Below are 16844 nucleotides of genomic sequence, written 5' to 3'. Positions count from 1 at the left end.
CCACGTCGTGGCCGAAGGGGGGCCGCGCCCCCTGCCGCGCGCTGTTTTTGTCCGCTTTCGTCCCCTCAGGCTAACGAAGGCTAGCCGCTGACCGCCTCTCCTGAAGCGCACCGTGCGACGGCGAGGTCAGGCCGGCAGCATCACCGAGGTCCCGGAGGAAACACCATGTCCCGCTCAGCACGCAGCATCCTGCCGCTCCTTCGCTCGCTCCTCCTGGGGGCCGCCACCGCGTCGTCGATGGCGCTCTCCGCGGGGGTCATCGTCGGATGCGGCGACGAGAACGACCCCGAGACGCACGTCAAGCGGCTCGACGACCCGGCCACGCTCACCGCCTCCGTCAACCGGCTCGTCCAGTTCTTCGAAGACGCGATGACGCGTGACAACAAGGACCGGAACGGCCCGACCGTGAAGCCGCTCCTCGACAAGATCATCGAGCCGATGACGCAGAAGTGCGTGGCCGGCGATCTCGACGAGCGCACGAACTCGAAGCTCATCAAGTTCATCTCCGACACGAGGGACCCGCGCGGCGAGGCCTGCCTCATCAAGGCGCTCAAGGACTACAAGCCCGAGTCCACCGAGGAGGACGTCCGCTGGGCCGTGCGCGGCCTCGGCGCGATGAAGTCGGAGAAGGCCGCCGAGCCGCTCATGGCCGTCTTCTCGAAGCTCCAGCACGGCAAGCCCAAGGGCTCGACGATCTCGCGCGACGTGCACGACGCGATGGTCGACATCAACAGCAAGGCCTGGGAAGACGGGCTCATCACGATGATCGGGCGCCCGATCAACGACCCGAAGGACGTCGGCACGATGCGGAACGAGCTGTTCTGGCAGATCACCGCCGCGGAGCTGCTCGGGTGGCAGCGCAGCGAGAAGGCGGTCGTGCCGCTGCTCAAGGTGGTGCTGTCGCCGTTCAAGGCGGACGCGGCCACGACGGCCATCCTGGCGCTCACGAAGATCGGCAAGCCCGCGATCCAGCCGACGATCGCGCTGCTCCAGGGCGACCAGAAGGAGCTCGTCGAGTACTCGAAGGTCGAGAACCTGAAGGGCGCCGGCGACAAGGCGAGCGCGGAGCAGAAGAAGGCCGCGGAGACCGCCCACGTCGCGGCGGCCGCGCTCGTCCTGGCGACGATCGGCCGGCAGGAGTCGGCGCAGCCGCTGCTCGCCGCGCTCGGGAAGGCCGAGGACGTGCCGCGCGCCATCATCGCGCGCGAGCTGACCAAGGTGCCCAGGACGCCGGAGACCCTCGCGGCCTTCCAGGCGGCCTACGAGAAGACGCCCGCGGGGCTCGAGATGCCGCCGGCCGGCATCAACGCGCGGGTGATGCTCGCCGAGGCGGCGAGCAACTTCTTCGACGCGAGCCTCGTGCCGTGGCTCGTGAAGACCGGCCTCGAGGCGCGCGGCGAGGAGGACGACGTCGCGCAGATCCGCGACGTCTCGCTGCAGACGGCGCTCAAGCTGATGAAGCCCGACCAGATCGCCGACGTCGACCGGCTCGCGGGCACCCGCACGAGCGGCGGCGGCACGGTCGGCAAGTCGATGGAGAAGGAGATCAAGATCGCGAAGGAGCTGCTCGGGGCCTGCGGTACCAAGCTCGAGTGTTACGTCGGCAAGCTCGGCGAGCCGGCGTCGCAGGCGAAGGAGACGCAGTTCCAGGGGATCAAGTCCGCCTACATGGTGGGCGTGCTCGGCACCCCCGAGGTCCGGCAGCAGATCATCGACGCGATGCCGAAGGTCTCGAACGCGGCCGTCCGCTTCGTCTCGGTCTCGGTCATCGACGCCCTCTCGCCGAAGGGCGACGCCGAGGTCGCGACCAAGCTGCAGAAGATCGTCGACGACGGCGAGGCCTCGAAGGATCCCGAGAAGATCGCCGGCAACGCGCCCTTCAAGACGGTCATCTACCGCCTCACCGCCCGCGCGCAGTGATCGCCGCAGCGCCGTGCGCCCCGTCCGCGGTCGGGGCGCACGGGGCGCACGAAGCGCGCAGGCGGGCACATCACCTGGCTCCAGATTTTCCTTGATTGGCGCCACCCGGGCGCGATGCTTGCCTAAAGCTCGCATGACGCTCGCACCACGCTTCACGGACGCGCCCGGCGCCTGATTTTCCCTGGCGTCTCCGCCGTCTTGACGGTTTACTCCGGCCCTTGTCACGGGGTCTTCCCCGCTGAAGAACGAACCATGATCGTGCTCGAGGTAACCCAGGGTCTCGCTGCCGGGCGCACCTTCGAGCTCCAGGGCGAGCTGATCACGCTCGGGCGCTCGTCGGACAACCGCGTCGTCCTCGACGATCGCCACGTCTCCGGGGCGCACGCGCGCATCGTGAGCGGCGCCGACGGGGTGATCCTCGAGGATCTGCGCTCGACGAACGGCACGAGCGTGACGCGGCGGGGCGAGCGGCTGGAGCTCGGCGCGGGGCGCAGCGCGCTCGCCCTCCAGACGGGGGACGTCATCGAGCTCGGCTCCGGGGACGCGGTCACCCGGATGGTGGTGAAGATCCCGGAGGAGGCCGACGACGCGCGGGTCGTCTCGATCCGCCGCCTCGACGAGATCGAGCCTGCCGAGGCGAAGATCGAGCGCGACCCGAGCGCGCTGTCGGCGATGTACGCGGCGCAGAAGCGCATCGGCGCGGCGACCGATCTCGACGAGGTGCTCGCCGAGATCGCCGACGCGGTGCTCGCGCTGGTGCCGAGCTCGACCCACGTCACGGTGGTGCTGCGCGACGACGACCAGGAGCCGGGCGCGGCGCCGGCGGCGTTCGTGCCGGTGCTGACGCGGGTCCGGTCCGCGTCGGGCAAAGGGGGGCCGCCTGCAGGGCCGGTCCCGATCACGCGCAGCGTGTACCGGAAGGTGATCAAGGAGCGGGCGGCCGTGCTGGCCGCCGACGCGCCGATCGAGGTCGGGCAGTCCGAGTCGCTGATGGGCGCGTCGATCCGCAGCACGCTCGCCGTCCCGCTCTGGAAGGGCGAGGAGATCATCGGCGTGCTCCAGGCCGACAACCGGAGCGTGCCCGGGATGCTGAACGCCGGCGACCTGGAGACGCTCCTCGTGCTGGCCGCCAACGCCTCGCTCGCGGTGGCGAACGCCCGGCTCATCAAGCGGCTCGTGCTCGCGGAGGAGCGGCTCCAGAAGGAGAACAGCTTCCTCAAGGGGCGCGAGGAGCGCCGCCGGGGCGGCGGCGGGGGCGCGGTCGACATCATCGGCAACAGCGACGCGATGCGCAAGGTGATCGGGCAGCTCGACAAGGTGGTCGACACGCGCGTCACGGTGCTGATCGAGGGCGAGACGGGCACGGGCAAGGAGCTCATCGCCGCCGCCGTCCACTACCGCTCCCGCCGCCGCGACAAGCTGTTCGTCGCGCAGAACTGCGCGGCGCTGGCCGAGAGCCTCCTGGAGAGCGAGCTGTTCGGGCACAAGAAGGGGTCGTTCACGGGCGCCACCGAGGAGAAGAAGGGGCTGTTCGAGATCGCCGACGGGGGCACGCTCTTCCTCGACGAGATCACCGAGACGCCGCTGTCGCTGCAATCGAAGCTCCTCCGGGCGCTCCAGGAGGGCGAGATCCGCCCCGTGGGCGCGACGAGCCCGAAGCACGTCAACGTGCGCATCGTCGCCGCGACGAACCGGAACCTCGAGGACGAGGTGGCCAAGGGGCGGTTCCGCGAGGACCTCTACTACCGCCTCAAGGTCTTCCCGATCCGCCTGCCGCCGCTGCGAGAGCGGCGCGACGACATCTCGCTGCTCGCGACGCACTTCCTGGAGCGCTACGCGGACGAGATCGGCAAGCCCTGCGGCGGGTTCAGCCAGCAGGCGATGGAGCTCATGGTCGCGTACGACTGGCCGGGCAACGTCCGGGAGCTCCAGAACGAGGTGCAGCGGATCGTCATCCAGCTGGAGCCGGGGGCGTTCGGGACGCCGGAGCTGCTCTCGCCGAGGATCCGGCAGGTCGAGGGGCTCATCGCGCGGGCGGGGACGCCGAAGGGGTCGCTCAAGGAGATGATGGACGCGGTCGAGAAGTTCTTCCTCCTGGAAGCGCTGCGCGGGCACAACAACAACAAGACCAACGCGGCCAAGTCGCTCGGGATCACGCGCGAGGGGCTCCACAAGAAGCTCCGGCAATACGGGATCTGACGGGACACGGGACGGAGAGGGCTCTTCAGGAGGCGGGGGAGCCCTCGGGAGGGGGTGTCGCGCGCGGGGCCGGCGGGGGGCCCTTCCCACGAACTCGCGCCTTGTGGTGGCTATGGCCGGCTGAACGGGAGAGGGAGAACCAGGGGCGAGTGGCTTCGATGCGGGCCGGCGCTCGGGTTCGTGGGGCCCTTCCCCCGCCAGCCCCGCGCGCGACACCCCCTCCCGAGGGCTCTCTCCAAGGGATGGGAAGAGCGGTTTCGAGGGGGCGCGCGGGCGGGCGGGGGGAGGAGGCGGGGGATTTGCTGGGGGTGTCTACGCGGCCTGGCCGGGACGCTGGGGTCTGGCCGCGGGGGCGGGAGGGCGGCTCTGCTTATCGCTTCGGATTGGCGCGCATCTGCTTCGAGATCTGCTTCCAGCGCCGCTTCTCCTCGATCCTCGCGCGCACGTCCTGCTGCCCGGCGAGGTGGCGTCGCTCGGCAGCCAGCTTGAGGTAGCCGCCGAGGCGCTCGGGATCGAGGTCGCCGCTCTTGATGGCACGGAGCACGGCGCAACCGGGCTCGCCGTCGTGCGCGCAGTCCCGGAAGCGGCAGGCCGCGGCGTGGGCCTCGACGTCGTCGAAGCCGGCCGGGGCGCTGCCGCCAGCGGACCAGAGGCCGAGCTCCCGTATGCCCGGCGTGTCGATGAGGAGACCACCGCCAGGGATCAGGAACAGCTCCCGGTGAGCCGTCGTGTGACGGCCGCGCTCGTCCGACGCCCGGATCGCGCCCTCGAGCTGGACCTCCGCGCCGAGCAGGCGATTGCTGAGCGCGGACTTCCCCACGCCGGACGAGCCGACGAGGGCGATGGTCTCCCCTGCCCCGATCTCGGCGCGGAGCGCGTCGAGGCCGGCGCCGGAGAGCGCGCTGACGAGCGCGATCGGCGCGGCAGGGGCAACGTCCCGCGCCGCGTCGATGTACCGCGCCGGATCCGGGCAGACATCGGCCTTGTTGAGCACGAGGACCGGACGAGCACCGCTGTCGAGGACGGCATCGATGTAGCGCTCGAGGCGGCGCAGGTTGAAGTCGGCGTTCAGCGACGTGACGATGAACACCTTGTCGATGTTGGCCGCGAGCACCTGGGCCTCCACCGTGGGCCCAGCGGCCTTGCGGCGCAGGCACGTGCTCCGCGCGAACGTGTGCACGATGTACGAAGGCCCGGCGCCGTCGCCAGGCCTGAGCCCCACCCAGTCACCGACGGTGGGGAGCGCCGCGCGATCCGCGGCCTCGTGCGCGAGGCGACCGCTGACCACCGCGAGGCGCGGGCCATCCGCGGTCTGAACGTGGTGCCTGGACGCAGAGGCGAGGACGACGCGCGCAGGCTGCACGGCGTCCTTGAGACAGGCGAGCTGGCTCGCGAAGAAGGGAGTCCATCCAAGCCCGACCAGATCAGGCTGCGTTTCGTGCTGCGAAGACGGATCAACGAGAGAATCGAGGTGAGTTTGCATGACGGACGAGCGCTCCATGGCGTTCGGCCGCGCCCGAGCTCGGCGCGCGGCGATCGACGGACAGGGCGCGGCGGCGCACAAGCGCGCACGCGCCGGCCATTCCACGCGCGGGGCCGCCGCGGAGCGGAGCTCGTCGATCGATCAGGACGTCACGCCGGAAGGCACGCCCGGCCAGGGCAGATCCCTGCGAGGGGCACGCGCTCAGGGCACACACGCGCCCCTCAGGGCACGCGGGCGACGTCGCGGAGACGTGGAGACGAGCTCAGCCGGCCGCGGCGGAAACGACGGCGGCGGCGCAATGGGTGTGCGATGTGTTGGCACTCATGACCTGACCTCCGCGTTCGGCTCACGTCACCACGACGCGACAGCACCCAGAATCCTATGGCCCCGCGCCGACGTCAAGCGCTCTCGGCTCGGCCCGGCCGACAGCGAGCACAGCGCGCGCGCACCGAGCGCGCTTCATGCCACGAGCGCGCGGAGCCCGCTCCGGGGGTTGACGGCCGCGGAGGTTGCGAGGAGCGCCTCGCCGCACTAGGGTCCTCCGCTCCATGCCCACACACTTCGAGCTCGTCTCCGAATTCAAGCCGTGCGGTGACCAGCCTCGCGCGCTCCAGGAGATCTGCTCCGCTTTCGAGCAGGGCGAGGCCTTCCAGGTCCTCCTCGGCGTCACGGGCAGCGGGAAGACGTTCACCGCCGCCAAGGTGATCGAAAAGCTGCAAAAGCCGACCCTCATCATGGCGCCGAACAAGACGCTGGCGGCCCAGCTCTACGGCGAGATGCGGGAGCTCTTCCCCAACAACGCCGTCCACTACTTCGTCAGCTACTACGACTACTACCAGCCCGAAGCCTACGTCCCGACGAGCGACACGTACATCGAGAAGGACGCGATCATCAACGACGCGATCGACCGCATGCGCCACGCGGCGACGCACGCGCTGCTCTCGCGGCCGGACGTGATCATCGTCGCCTCCGTGAGCTGCATCTACGGCATCGGCTCGGCCGAGAGCTACCACGGGCTCCTGATCAAGCTCGAGCGCGGCACCGAGATCCGCCGCGACGAGCTCCTGCGGCGGCTCGTCGACATCCAGTACACGCGGAACGACGTCGATTTCCACCGCGGGACGTTCCGCGTCCGCGGCGATGTCGTCGAGATCTTCCCGGCCTACGAGGAGGCGCTCGCGATCCGGGTCGAGTTCTTCGGCGACGAGATCGAGGCCATCAAGGAGGTCGACCCGGTCCGCGGCAAGGTGGTGGGCCAGCTCGATCGCTACGCGGTCTTCCCCGGCTCCCACTACGTCACCGAGCAGCAGCAGCTCAGGCTCGCGATCCACGCGATCCGCGAGGAGCTGCGCGAGCGCATCGACTTCTACGACAGGGCCGTGCGCTTCCTCGAGAAGCAGCGTATCGAGCAGCGCACGATGTACGATCTCGAGATGCTGGAGCAGATGGGGTTCTGCAACGGCATCGAGAACTACTCGCGCCACCTCTCGGGCCGGAAGGCCGGCGAGCCCCCGCCGACGCTGATCGACTATTTCCCGAAGGACTTCCTCCTCATCATCGACGAGTCGCACCAGACCGTCCCGCAGGTCGGGGCGATGTTCCGGGGCGACCGGGCGCGGAAGGAGACGCTCGTCGAGTACGGGTTCCGGCTCCCCAGCGCGCTCGACAACCGGCCGCTCAAGTTCGAGGAGTTCGAGCAACACTACGCGCAGGTCCTCTTCGTGAGCGCGACGCCCGGCGACTACGAGCTGCAGAAGTCGGCCGGCTCGGTCGTGGAGCAGATCATCCGGCCGACCGGGCTCATCGATCCGCAGATCCGCATCCGCCCGGTGTCCGGTCAAGTCGACGACCTGCTCGCGCGCATCCGGGAGCGGGTCGGCCGCGGCGATCGCGTGCTCGTCACGACGCTGACCAAGCGGATGGCCGAGGATCTGACCGAGTACTACACGGAGCTCGGCATCCGGGTCCGCTACCTCCACTCGGACGTCGACACGCTCCAGCGCGTGGAGATCCTCCGCGATCTCCGGCGCGGCGAGTTCGACGTGCTGGTCGGCATCAACCTGCTGCGCGAGGGGCTCGATCTGCCCGAGGTGTCGCTGGTCGCCATCCTCGACGCCGACAAGGAGGGCTTCCTCCGGAGCCCGCGCTCGCTCATCCAGACGATCGGCCGCGCCGCCCGCAACGTGAACGGCGAGGTCGTGATGTACGCCGATCGCATCACCGAAGCGATGAAGCGCGCCATGGACGAGACGGACCGGCGGCGCGCGATCCAGGAGGCGTACAACAAGGAGCACGGCATCACGCCGGCCACGGTGAAGAAGGCGATCCTCGACCTGTCGCCCACCTCGGGCACGCGCGACTACTACGCCGTCCCGAAGGGCCCGGCGAAGCCCGCGGCCGAGGCGGCGCGCGCCGAGATGGATCTGGTCGACCAGATCGACGCGCTCCGGCAGGAGATGTTCGCGGCGGCGGAGAACCTCGAGTTCGAGAAGGCGGCGCGGCTGCGCGATCAGCTCCGGCAGCTCAAGGCACAGCAGGGGGACGGGGACGCCGGCGCGGCGCGCGAGGCGGCCGAGGAGAAGCCGGCGCGGGCCGGGCGGCCGGCGAGCCGGCGCGGCGCAGGCGGCAAGGGGGGCGGGCGGCCGGCGGCGGGCGGCAAGGGGGGCGGGCGGCCGGCGGCGGGGCGAGGGGGCGGGCGCTACCGATAGCTGCGGAGCCCGCGGGGGAGGAGGCTGCGCGTGCGGGGGGGCGGTGGGCCCTCCCACGAACTCGGGCCTTTTGGGGGGCTGGTGCCGGCTGGACGGGTGGGGGAGACCGCGCGGATGTGGCTGCGCTGCGGGCCGGCCCTCGGGTTCGTGGGGCCCGCCCACCGCCCCCCCGCACGCGCAGCCTCCTCCCCCGCGGGCTCTTTGTGGGGGATGGGGGGATGGGGGGATGGGAGGCTGCAGGCGCGCAGGCGCGGCGGGCCATGCGGAGAAGGAGGTCGCTGGGGCTTGGAGCGCGAAGGGGGGGAGAGGTGGGGCGGCAAACGCTCTTCCGGGGAAGCATCGTTTTGCTTTGTGCAGGGAGCTATCGGCGTCGACCGCGCCGCGCGGCGCTGTTAAGGGGGCTCCGGCATGGCAGTCTCGCCCGATTCGATACTCGTCACCGTCACCGGCAAGGACCACCCTGGCATCACCGCTCGGCTCACGGGCATCCTCAGCGATATCGGCGCCACGCTGCTCGACATCGAGCAGGTGGTGGTCCACGGAAACCTGAACCTCGCGCTCCTCGCGCTCTTCCCCGAGACACGCAACGGACTCAAGGAGCTGCTGTTCGCCGCGAAAGAGCTCGGCGTGACGCTCGACTTCAAGCCGCTCGACGGCGGCGCGCCGCGGCGCGCGCCCGGGAGCCGCTACGTGGTGACAGCCATCGGCCGCGAGCTCGGCGCGAAGCCGCTGCACGACGTGGCCTCCACGCTCGCAGCCCACGGCGCGAACATCGAGAAGATCGCGCGGCTGTCGGTCGAACGCCTCTCGTCGGTGGAGATCCAGGTGCTGCTCCAGCGCGAAGAGGAGGCCGACGCCCTCAAGCAGGCCCTCCTCGCGCTCGCGACGCAGAACAGCTTCGATCTCGCGCTGCAACGCGAGGGCCTCTTCCGCCGGAGCAAGCGGCTCGTCGTGATGGACATGGACTCGACGCTCATCCGGATCGAGGTGATCGACGAGCTGGCGCGCGCCAAGGGCGTCGCGGAGCAGGTGGCGAAGATCACCGAGCGCGCGATGCAAGGGGAGATGGATTATGACGAGTCGCTCCGCCAGCGGCTCTCGCTGCTCCGCGGCCTCGACGTCGGCGTGCTGCGGAAGCTCGCCGCAGAGCTCCCCATCACCGAGGGCGCAGAGACGCTCATCCGGGTGCTGAAGCGGCTCGGCTACCGGACGGCGGTGATCTCCGGCGGCTTCTCGATCGCAGCGGAGGCGCTGAAAGCGCGGCTCGGGATCGACTACGCCTACTCGAACGCGCTCGAGGTCGTGAACGGACAGCTGACCGGCCGGGTCACAGGGCCGATCGTCAACGCGCAACGCAAGGCCGAGCTGCTCGAGACCATCGCCCAGGCAGAAGGCGTGTTGCTCGATCAAACCATCGCCGTGGGCGACGGCGCCAACGACCTCCTGATGCTGCAAAGGGCCGGCCTCGGCGTCGCGTTCCGCGCAAAGCCCAAGCTGCGAGAGGCCGCCGACACGTCCCTCTCCGCAAGCGGCCTCGACGCCATCCTCTTCCTGCTCGGCATCACCGAACGCGAGCTCCTCGAGGTGGCGTGAGCCGCGCGACACGGCCCGTCCGCCCAGCAGCGGAGTCCCACGGGACGCAGCGCCGCGCTTGACAGCGGCGCGCTGACCGGACCCCCGCGGCCGTCCGGCGCGGCGCCTCGCCCGCCTCGCCTGGCCAGGCGACGGTGTGGGAGGGGCTGCGCCGGGCTCGGCGCTCGGCCCTGCGCGGCGTTCGGCTCGCCAGCGGGCCGCCGTGCTATCCACCGGGGCCATGCGGCGGAGCGGGTTCACACGGCAGGCGCGCTCCGTCGCCTGGAGCGGAGGTGATGCGTGAAGCGTCCGACGATCACGGACATCGCGTGGCGGGCGGGGGTATCCAAAGGAGCGGTGTCGTATGCGCTGAACGGCAGGCCCGGCGTGTCGGAGCCGACGCGCGAGCGGATCCTGGCCATCGCGGCGGAGCTGGGCTGGCAGCCGAGCAACGCGGCGCGGGCGCTCTCCGACGGCCGCGCCGGCGCCGTCGGTCTGGTCATCGATCGGCCCGCGCACATGCTCGGCATCGAGCCGTTCTTCATGCAGCTCATCTCCGGCATCGAGGCGGAGCTGTCCGAGAAGGCCGAGGCGCTGCTGCTCAAGGTCACGGAGGATCGCGTGACCGAGGTGGAGACCTACCGCCGCTGGTGGGCCGAGCGGCGGGTCGACGGGGTGATCCTCGTCGACCTCTGCGACGACGATCCGCGCGTGAAGCTGATCGAGGAGCTGAAGCTCCCGGCGGTGGTGATCGGCGGGCCGGCGGGCAAGGGGCAGCTGCCCGCGGTGTGGAGCGACGACGCGAGCGCCATGCGGGCCGTCGTCGACTACCTGGCCGCGCTGGGCCACCGGTCGATCGCGCGGGTCGCCGGCCCGGCCGAGTTCGTGCACACCGCGGTCCGGACCAAGGCGTTCACCGCGGCCGCGCGCCAGCGGCGCCTGGATCGGGCGCAGACGGTCCACGCCGACTACACGGGCGAGGCAGGCGGCCAGGCGACACGGCGGCTGCTGGCCGAGGCCTCGCCGCCGACGGCCATCGTGTTCGACAACGACGTGATGGCCGTGGCCGCGCTCGCGGTCGCCCACGAGATGCGCGTCCCCGTGCCGGAGCGCCTCTCGATCGTGGCCTGGGACGACTCGGCGCTGTGCCAGCTCGTCCACCCCGCCCTGACCGCGGTGCGCCGCAACATCGCCGAGCACGGCTCCCGCGCCGCCGCGCTGCTCCTCCGCCTCGTCGCCGGAGAGCCGGTCACCGACGACGAGTGCAGCGCGCCGACGCTCGCGACGCGAGGCAGCACCGCCCCGCCCCCCCGCGCATGAGCCGGCCCGGCCCGAGCGAGGGCGCGGCCGTCCGCTCGGACGCGTAGACTGAACCGATTAAGTGAACTAAACTGAACCGATTAAGTTTCCTGCCCGCCGTTCGCGCCGCGAGCAGGGGGACGGACGGTGTTCGAGAGCGCCGCTCTGCATGACCAGGACGTGAGGACTATGCACCGCAATTTCGCCAAAGTCGCAGTTCGTCAACAGGCGGTCGCCTGGCTGGGGGCCAATTTCTGGTCGCGGCGCGGCGGTCCGCTCATGTGGCAGAGCTATGATCCACTCGTCGTCCGCGAGGAGCTCCGGGTGCTCGCCGATCACGGCCTGACCATGACCCGGTCGTTCTTCTACTGGCCGCACTTCATGCCGGAGCCGGACCGGATCGACGAGGACTGCGTCGCGCGTTATGCCGATTTCCTCGAGGCGCACGTCGAGGCGGGCCTCACGACGATCCCGACCCTCCTCGTCGGCCACATGTCCGGCGAGAACTGGGACCCGGCATGGCGGCGCGGGCGGGACCTCTACGGCGACGTGTGGATGGTGGCCCGGCAGGCCTGGTTCGCCGAGCAGATGGCGCGGCGCTTCGCGGGGCACCGGGCCGTGACGGGCTGGCTCGTCTCCAACGAGATGCCGATCTACGGCGAGCGCGAGCGCTCGATCCGCGAGAACGTCACGAGCTGGGCGAGCCTGGTCGTGCAGGCGCTGCGGGCCGGCGGGGCGAGCCAGCCGATCTCGATCGGCGACGGCGCGTGGGGCATCGAGGTCACGGGGAACGACAATGGGTTCTCCGTCCGCGATCTCGGCGCGCTCGTCGACTTCCTCGGCCCGCACGTGTACCGGATGGAGAACGACCTGACGCGCCAGCACTACGGCGCGGCGTTCGTCTGCGAGCTCACGGGCTTCCTCGGCAAGCCCGTCGTGCTGGAGGAGTTCGGCGTGTCGTCGGCCTTCGCGTCCGACGAGAGCGCCGCGCACTACTACCGGCAGGTCCTCCACAACACGCTGCTCGCCGGCGCCACCGGGTGGATCGGCTGGAACAACACCGATTTCGATCTCATCCACCAGGATCCCTACAGGCACCACCCCTTCGAGCTCCACTTCGGGCTGACGACCGTCGAGGGCCGCCCCAAGCCGCAGCTCGAGGAGATGGCCCGCTTCGCCAAGGTGCTCTCCGACATCGACGTCCTCGGCTGTGAGCGCGAGCCGGCCGAGGCGGCGATCATCGTCCCATCGTACCTGGAAGGCGCGTTCCCGTTCACGGAGGCCGAGGACCGCAGCTACCTGTTCACGATGCTGCGGCAGGCCTACATCGCGGCGAAGGAGGCGGACCTGCCGGTCGGGCTGACGCGGGAGCGGGACGGGATCGCCGAGGACTGCCGGCTTTACCTGCTGCCGTCGGCCAAGCAGCTGACCGCGCCCACATGGCACCTCCTGGAGCGGCTTTCGTCCGCCGGCGCGGTCGTCTACGCGTCGTACTGCCACGGCACGCACGGGTCGCAGCGCGGGCCGTGGTACGCGCACCTCAACGCGATGTTCGGCGTCGAGCACCAGCTGCGCTACGGGATGATCGATCCGATCGAGGACGATCGCGCGAAGCTCACCTTCGAATGCCAGTTCGGCACGATCGCGGCGGGCACGACGCTCACGTTCCCGGTCTCCGGCACCGAGCACAGCCGCGCTTACCTCCCCGTGCGCCCGAGGGGCGCGGAGGTCGTCGCGGTCGACCAGCGCGGCCGGCCGGCGCTGCTGCGGCGCAAGATCGGGAGCGGCAGCGTCGTGCTCTGCACGTATCCGATCGAGCACTTCGCCGCGGCGACCCCGCGGATCAACCCGGAGCCGACCTACACGATCTACGACGCGCTCGCCGAGCTCGCCGGCGTGAAGCGACCGGTGACGGTGGACGACCCGCGCGTCGCGGCCGACACGCTGCGCCACCGCGATGGCCGCCGCTTCGTGTTCCTTGTCAGCCAGGCGGATCAGCCGCTCTCGGTGAAGCCCGCCGCGGCCTCGGGGCACCTGACCGAGCTGGGCGGCAAGTCCCCGGTCCACGCCGTGGAGCTCGCGCCGTACGACGCGCGGCTCCTCGAGCTGCGGCCGGGGCCGCGGTAAGCGCAGGCGGAGCTCCCCAGGGTGTTGGTGCGCGATTCCCCTCCTCGCGCACTCGCACCCACCACCACCACATTCGCCAGCTTCAGTCCTGTCCCCCACCGCCTCCGGAAGCGTCGGCGTCGTGGCGATCGCGCGCTTCCATCGTCGCCTTCTCGTCCGGTTCCGGCGCGCTCGGCGCCGAGGACCGGAGCAGGAGCAGCCCGGCCAGCGAGACGACCATCCCCGCGAACGTCACGCTCCAGGGCAGGATCTCTCCTTCGAGGAGGCCTTGCGCCCATGACGGCTTGAAATAGAGGAGCGACACCGCGAGCCCGTTGTTCAGGGCGTGAAGCAGCGCTCCGGGCAAAACGGAGCCGGTGCGGTGGCGCGCGTAGCCGAGCGCCAGCCCGAGCGAGAAGGTCGGCAAGAGCCGGTACACCGACCCGTGCGCGAGCCCGAAGAGGAGCGCCGATACGCCGATCGCCACCGCGGGCCCGGCGCGGCGCAGGCCTGCGTAGACGAGGCCGCGGAACAGGAGCTCCTCGCAGACGGCCGGCGTGACGGCGACGAGCAGCAGGACGACCGGGTACGGCTGCCCGCCGAGCAGCACGAGCTCGCCCAGCTCACGGGCGAAGGGCTCCGGCGCGGGGAACCACCGGAGGACGGTGCCGCCGATCGCGGCCCACGCCGCGACCCCGAGGAGCAGCGCCCCGGCGAGGCCCCGGACCGAGGCCGGCCTGAGGCCGAGCGTCGCCCGCGGCGAGTAGCCGAAGCCGGCGACCAGCGCGAGGGTCGGGACCAGGAAGAAGCCGACCTGCGAGACCGCGAGCTGGACCGCCACGCTGGTGCGGGCGATGAGCAGGCTGCCATAGAAGAAGAGCACCTGGACGCCCGCGAACGCCGCCAGCGAGAAGCCCGCCGAGGGCGCCCCGCCGGCCCGGCGCCCCAGGCCGAGCACGGCGCGCGCCGACTCGTGCCCCCCGAGGAGTACGCTCTCGCGCTCGAAGACGCGCGCGGCGAAGAGGAGCGCGAGGCAGGCATAGAGCGCCGAGGAAACGAGCGCCGTGAAGAGGAGATCGGCCGGCGCCTCTCCGACGAACAGCGCCTTGATCAGCACCGCGATGTTGAGGACCGGGGCGTAGGCCGTCCACGGGTTGAGCTCGACCACCGGCAGGGCCGTGATGCCGGCGAGCAGCGAGAGCGGCAGGTACGCCGGCATGAGCGCGTTCTGACCGTCCTTGAAGTCCTTCGCGAACACGGCGAGCGCCAGGAACAGCGCCGAGAACAGGAGCGTGACCGGCACGAGGAGCACGAACGTCAGCGCGAAGGTGCCGGGGCCGACGACCATCGCGTCGGGCAGCAACCGGCTCACCGTGAGCGACATGCTCACCACGTTGCCGAGCGCCGTGAGCAGCGAGATGACCCACACGGCCAGGAACTTGCCCGAGATGATCTCGATGGGCCGCACGGGCGCGCACAGCAGCGTCTGCATCGTGCCGCGCTCCTTCTCGCCCGCCGTCAGATCGATCGCCGGGAGGAAGCTGCCGAGGAGCGACATCAGGATCAGCAGCATCGGCATCATCGCGCCGAGGATCTGGCCGACCTTGCGGCTGTCCGCCGCGACGTCGCGCGGCACGACGTCGAACGCGCGCGAGAACCCCTCGGGCAGGCCGCGCTCCGCCTCTCGATCCGCGACGATGGCCGTGCGGGCGCGCTGCAGCGCGCCCTCGAGGCGCGCCTCTGCCGTGGCCGAGTCGGCGCGGACCGAGTCGAAGTAGATCGCGACGGCGCCCTTCCCGCCGCGCCCGAGCTCGGCCCCCATCGATGGCCACGGGACGAGCACCGCGTCGACCTTGCGCTCGCTCACCGCGGCGCGCGCCGCGGCGAGCACCGGGTTCTCCGGCTCGATCCACCTCGCCGGCTCGGCCTCGGCCTCGGGGGGCGCCGCCTCGCCGTCGCCCGGCGCGGGCTCTGGCCCCGCCGGCGGCGCGAGCGCCCCGGAGAGGAGCCCCTCGCGCACGTCGGGGGGCGCGCCGGCCCACGGCGCGAGCTCGATCTTGCCCGCCGCGGAGAGCCTCGCCTGCAGGCCCTCGGCGAGCTCCCCCCAGACCGCGATCCTGGACGGGCGCGCCTCGCGCGCGGCCGCCTCGAAGCCGACGAGCTTGCTCATCGCGAGCGCGAAGAGCGGATAGAGGAGGAGCGGGACCACGACGAGGCGCACGAGCGTGCGCCGATCCCGGAGCGACTCGACGAGCTCCTTGCGGAGGATCGTCCAGACGATGGCGAGCCTCACGGGCCTCAGCCTCCTTGCGCGGGCGCGCCGGCGCGCTCGGGCGTGTCGCGCGCCGCGCTCGAGCGGCTCCGCTCCACGTGGTGGAGGAAGGCGTCGGTCAGGTTCGTGGTGCCGGACCGCTCGAGGAGCTCGGGCAGGGCGCCCGCGTCGACGACGCGCCCCTCGTGCATGAGGGCGATGCGGTCGCAGAGGTACTCGGCCTCGCTCATGATGTGCGTCGAGAAGAGGATCGCCCTGCCCGCGGCGCGCTCCCGCCGGATCGACGCGACGATGAAGCGGCCGCTGAGGATGTCGAGCGCGGTCGTCGGCTCGTCGAGGATGAGCACCTCCGGCTCGTGGAGGAACGCGCGCGCGATGTTGGCGCGCTGCTTCTGCCCCGTGGAGAGCGTGCCGCACGGCCGCGAGGCGAACGCGTCCATCTCCAGGTCGGCCACGAGCGCGTCGATGCGGCGCGAGAGCGCCGCCTCTTCCATGCCGTACAGCCGACCGAAGTAGCGGAGCACCTCGCGGGGCGTGAGCCGCTGGTAGAGCTGCGTGTCCCCGGAGAGGAAGCCGAGGCGCTGCTTCGCCTCGAGCGGCCTCGCGGCCAGGTCGACGCCGCCGACCAGGATCTGCCCCTGGTCCGGCGACAGGATGCCGGCGAGCATTCGCAAGGTCGTCGTCTTGCCCGCGCCGTTCGGCCCGAGCAGCCCGACGACCTCCCCGGCGTACACGGCGAGATCGACCCCGTCCACGGCCGTGACGCCGCCGTACCGCTTCACCAGACGCTCGGCGTACAGGGCGGGGCGCATGGAAGCGTCTCCTAGTTCGGCCCGCGGCGCGGCGCAAAGCGCCCGTCGGACGGACCGCACGCAGCGCATGCCGCGGCGCGCCGCCCCTCTGCTCGCGCCGCCCGATCGCCTCCGTCCAGGCGGCGTGGCGGCGCCGCCCCCTCGACGTCGGCCTCGGGTCCCTTAGACTATGCCGACATCCATGCCAACGAGCACGTCATCGATGCCCTACCGCGACCGTACGACGCCCGAGCCGGTCCAGTGCCCCTGCGGCCACGGTCGCGATCATTACATGGTGAGCGCCGAGGCGGAGTACCGCGTCTTCGGGTACGTCCAGCTCGCGTTCGGGATCTCGGCCCGACCGACGAAGGTGAAGTACAGGTGCCGGCGCTGCGACACGGTCTTCGCGACGACGAAGGATCCCGCGGTCCTCGACAAGCATTACTGACGCCGAGGCCTCCAGCGCGATCTGGCACCTCCCCCTGCCGTGGTCG

The 16844-nt window shown here is 71.2% G+C and carries 10 protein-coding genes; 7 read left to right on the top strand and 3 right to left on the bottom strand.

Annotation, left to right across the window (positions count from 1 at the left end; genetic code table 11):
• The first annotated feature begins 165 nt into the window (after positions 1–165).
• Together WMF27_RS03705 and WMF27_RS03700 are read left to right on the top strand one after the other, a co-directional pair.
• The gene (locus WMF27_RS03705) at positions 166–1920 is read left to right on the top strand and encodes a hypothetical protein (protein ID WP_437761635.1); all 1755 of its coding nucleotides are present in this window, start codon (positions 166–168) and stop codon (positions 1918–1920) included.
• Positions 1921–2172: 252 nt separating this feature from the next.
• On the top strand, positions 2173–4119 hold the full coding sequence (locus WMF27_RS03700) for a sigma 54-interacting transcriptional regulator (protein ID WP_437761636.1): 1947 nt from the start codon (positions 2173–2175) through the stop codon (positions 4117–4119).
• Between the two features lie 370 nt (positions 4120–4489).
• Here the strand turns inward: WMF27_RS03700 and rsgA are convergent, their stop codons facing one another.
• A complete protein-coding gene (gene rsgA / locus WMF27_RS03695; RefSeq protein ID WP_437761637.1) occupies positions 4490–5482 on the bottom strand; it encodes a ribosome small subunit-dependent GTPase A in 993 nt (330 codons plus the stop codon).
• A 668-nt stretch (positions 5483–6150) separates the two neighbouring features.
• Here rsgA and uvrB point away from each other — a divergent pair.
• The 4 genes from uvrB (at position 6151) to WMF27_RS03675 (ending at position 13308) form a co-directional block, all read left to right on the top strand.
• On the top strand, positions 6151–8310 hold the full coding sequence (uvrB, locus tag WMF27_RS03690) for an excinuclease ABC subunit UvrB (RefSeq protein ID WP_437943836.1): 2160 nt from the start codon (positions 6151–6153) through the stop codon (positions 8308–8310).
• A 408-nt stretch (positions 8311–8718) separates the two neighbouring features.
• Entirely contained in the window at positions 8719–9903 is a 1185-nt protein-coding gene (gene serB / locus WMF27_RS03685) for a phosphoserine phosphatase SerB (RefSeq protein WP_437761639.1), read from the top strand.
• Positions 9904–10182: 279 nt separating this feature from the next.
• A complete protein-coding gene (locus tag WMF27_RS03680; RefSeq protein WP_437761640.1) occupies positions 10183–11202 on the top strand; it encodes a LacI family DNA-binding transcriptional regulator in 1020 nt (339 codons plus the stop codon).
• A gap of 168 nt (positions 11203–11370) precedes the next feature.
• Positions 11371–13308 carry a glycoside hydrolase 5 family protein gene (locus tag WMF27_RS03675; protein WP_437761641.1) on the top strand — a complete coding sequence of 646 codons (1938 nt, stop codon included), beginning with the start codon at positions 11371–11373 and terminating at the stop codon, positions 13306–13308.
• 82 nt (positions 13309–13390) lie between these two features.
• Here the strand turns inward: WMF27_RS03675 and WMF27_RS03670 are convergent, their stop codons facing one another.
• Both WMF27_RS03670 and WMF27_RS03665 read right to left on the bottom strand, forming a co-directional pair.
• Complete coding sequence (locus WMF27_RS03670) at positions 13391–15580, bottom strand: ABC transporter permease subunit/CPBP intramembrane protease (RefSeq protein ID WP_437761642.1); 2190 nt, start codon at positions 15578–15580, stop codon at positions 13391–13393.
• A gap of 5 nt (positions 15581–15585) precedes the next feature.
• Positions 15586–16371 carry an ABC transporter ATP-binding protein gene (locus WMF27_RS03665; RefSeq protein ID WP_437761643.1) on the bottom strand — a complete coding sequence of 262 codons (786 nt, stop codon included), beginning with the start codon at positions 16369–16371 and terminating at the stop codon, positions 15586–15588.
• 181 nt (positions 16372–16552) lie between these two features.
• Here WMF27_RS03665 and WMF27_RS03660 point away from each other — a divergent pair, with 181 nt between their 5' ends.
• Positions 16553–16798, top strand: coding sequence for a hypothetical protein (locus WMF27_RS03660; RefSeq protein ID WP_437761644.1), 246 nt, complete (start codon positions 16553–16555; stop codon positions 16796–16798).
• Positions 16799–16844 lie beyond the last annotated feature (46 nt).

The sequence above is a fragment of the Sorangium sp. So ce281 genome (assembly GCF_051527395.1).
Lineage (GTDB): Bacteria > Myxococcota_A > Polyangia > Polyangiales > Polyangiaceae > Sorangium > Sorangium cellulosum_B.
This window is presented reverse-complemented; position numbering and strand designations above follow the sequence as displayed.

Coding starts and splice junctions, on each gene's coding strand:
- WMF27_RS03700 (WP_437761636.1), top strand. CDS start 2,173: ATGATCGTGCTCGAGGTAACCCAGGGTCTCGCTGCCGGGCGCACCTTC.
- WMF27_RS03660 (WP_437761644.1), top strand. CDS start 16,553: ATGCCAACGAGCACGTCATCGATGCCCTACCGCGACCGTACGACGCCC.
- WMF27_RS03675 (WP_437761641.1), top strand. CDS start 11,371: ATGCACCGCAATTTCGCCAAAGTCGCAGTTCGTCAACAGGCGGTCGCC.
- uvrB (WP_437943836.1), top strand. CDS start 6,151: ATGCCCACACACTTCGAGCTCGTCTCCGAATTCAAGCCGTGCGGTGAC.
- WMF27_RS03665 (WP_437761643.1), bottom strand. CDS start 16,371: ATGCGCCCCGCCCTGTACGCCGAGCGTCTGGTGAAGCGGTACGGCGGC.
- serB (WP_437761639.1), top strand. CDS start 8,719: ATGGCAGTCTCGCCCGATTCGATACTCGTCACCGTCACCGGCAAGGAC.
- WMF27_RS03705 (WP_437761635.1), top strand. CDS start 166: ATGTCCCGCTCAGCACGCAGCATCCTGCCGCTCCTTCGCTCGCTCCTC.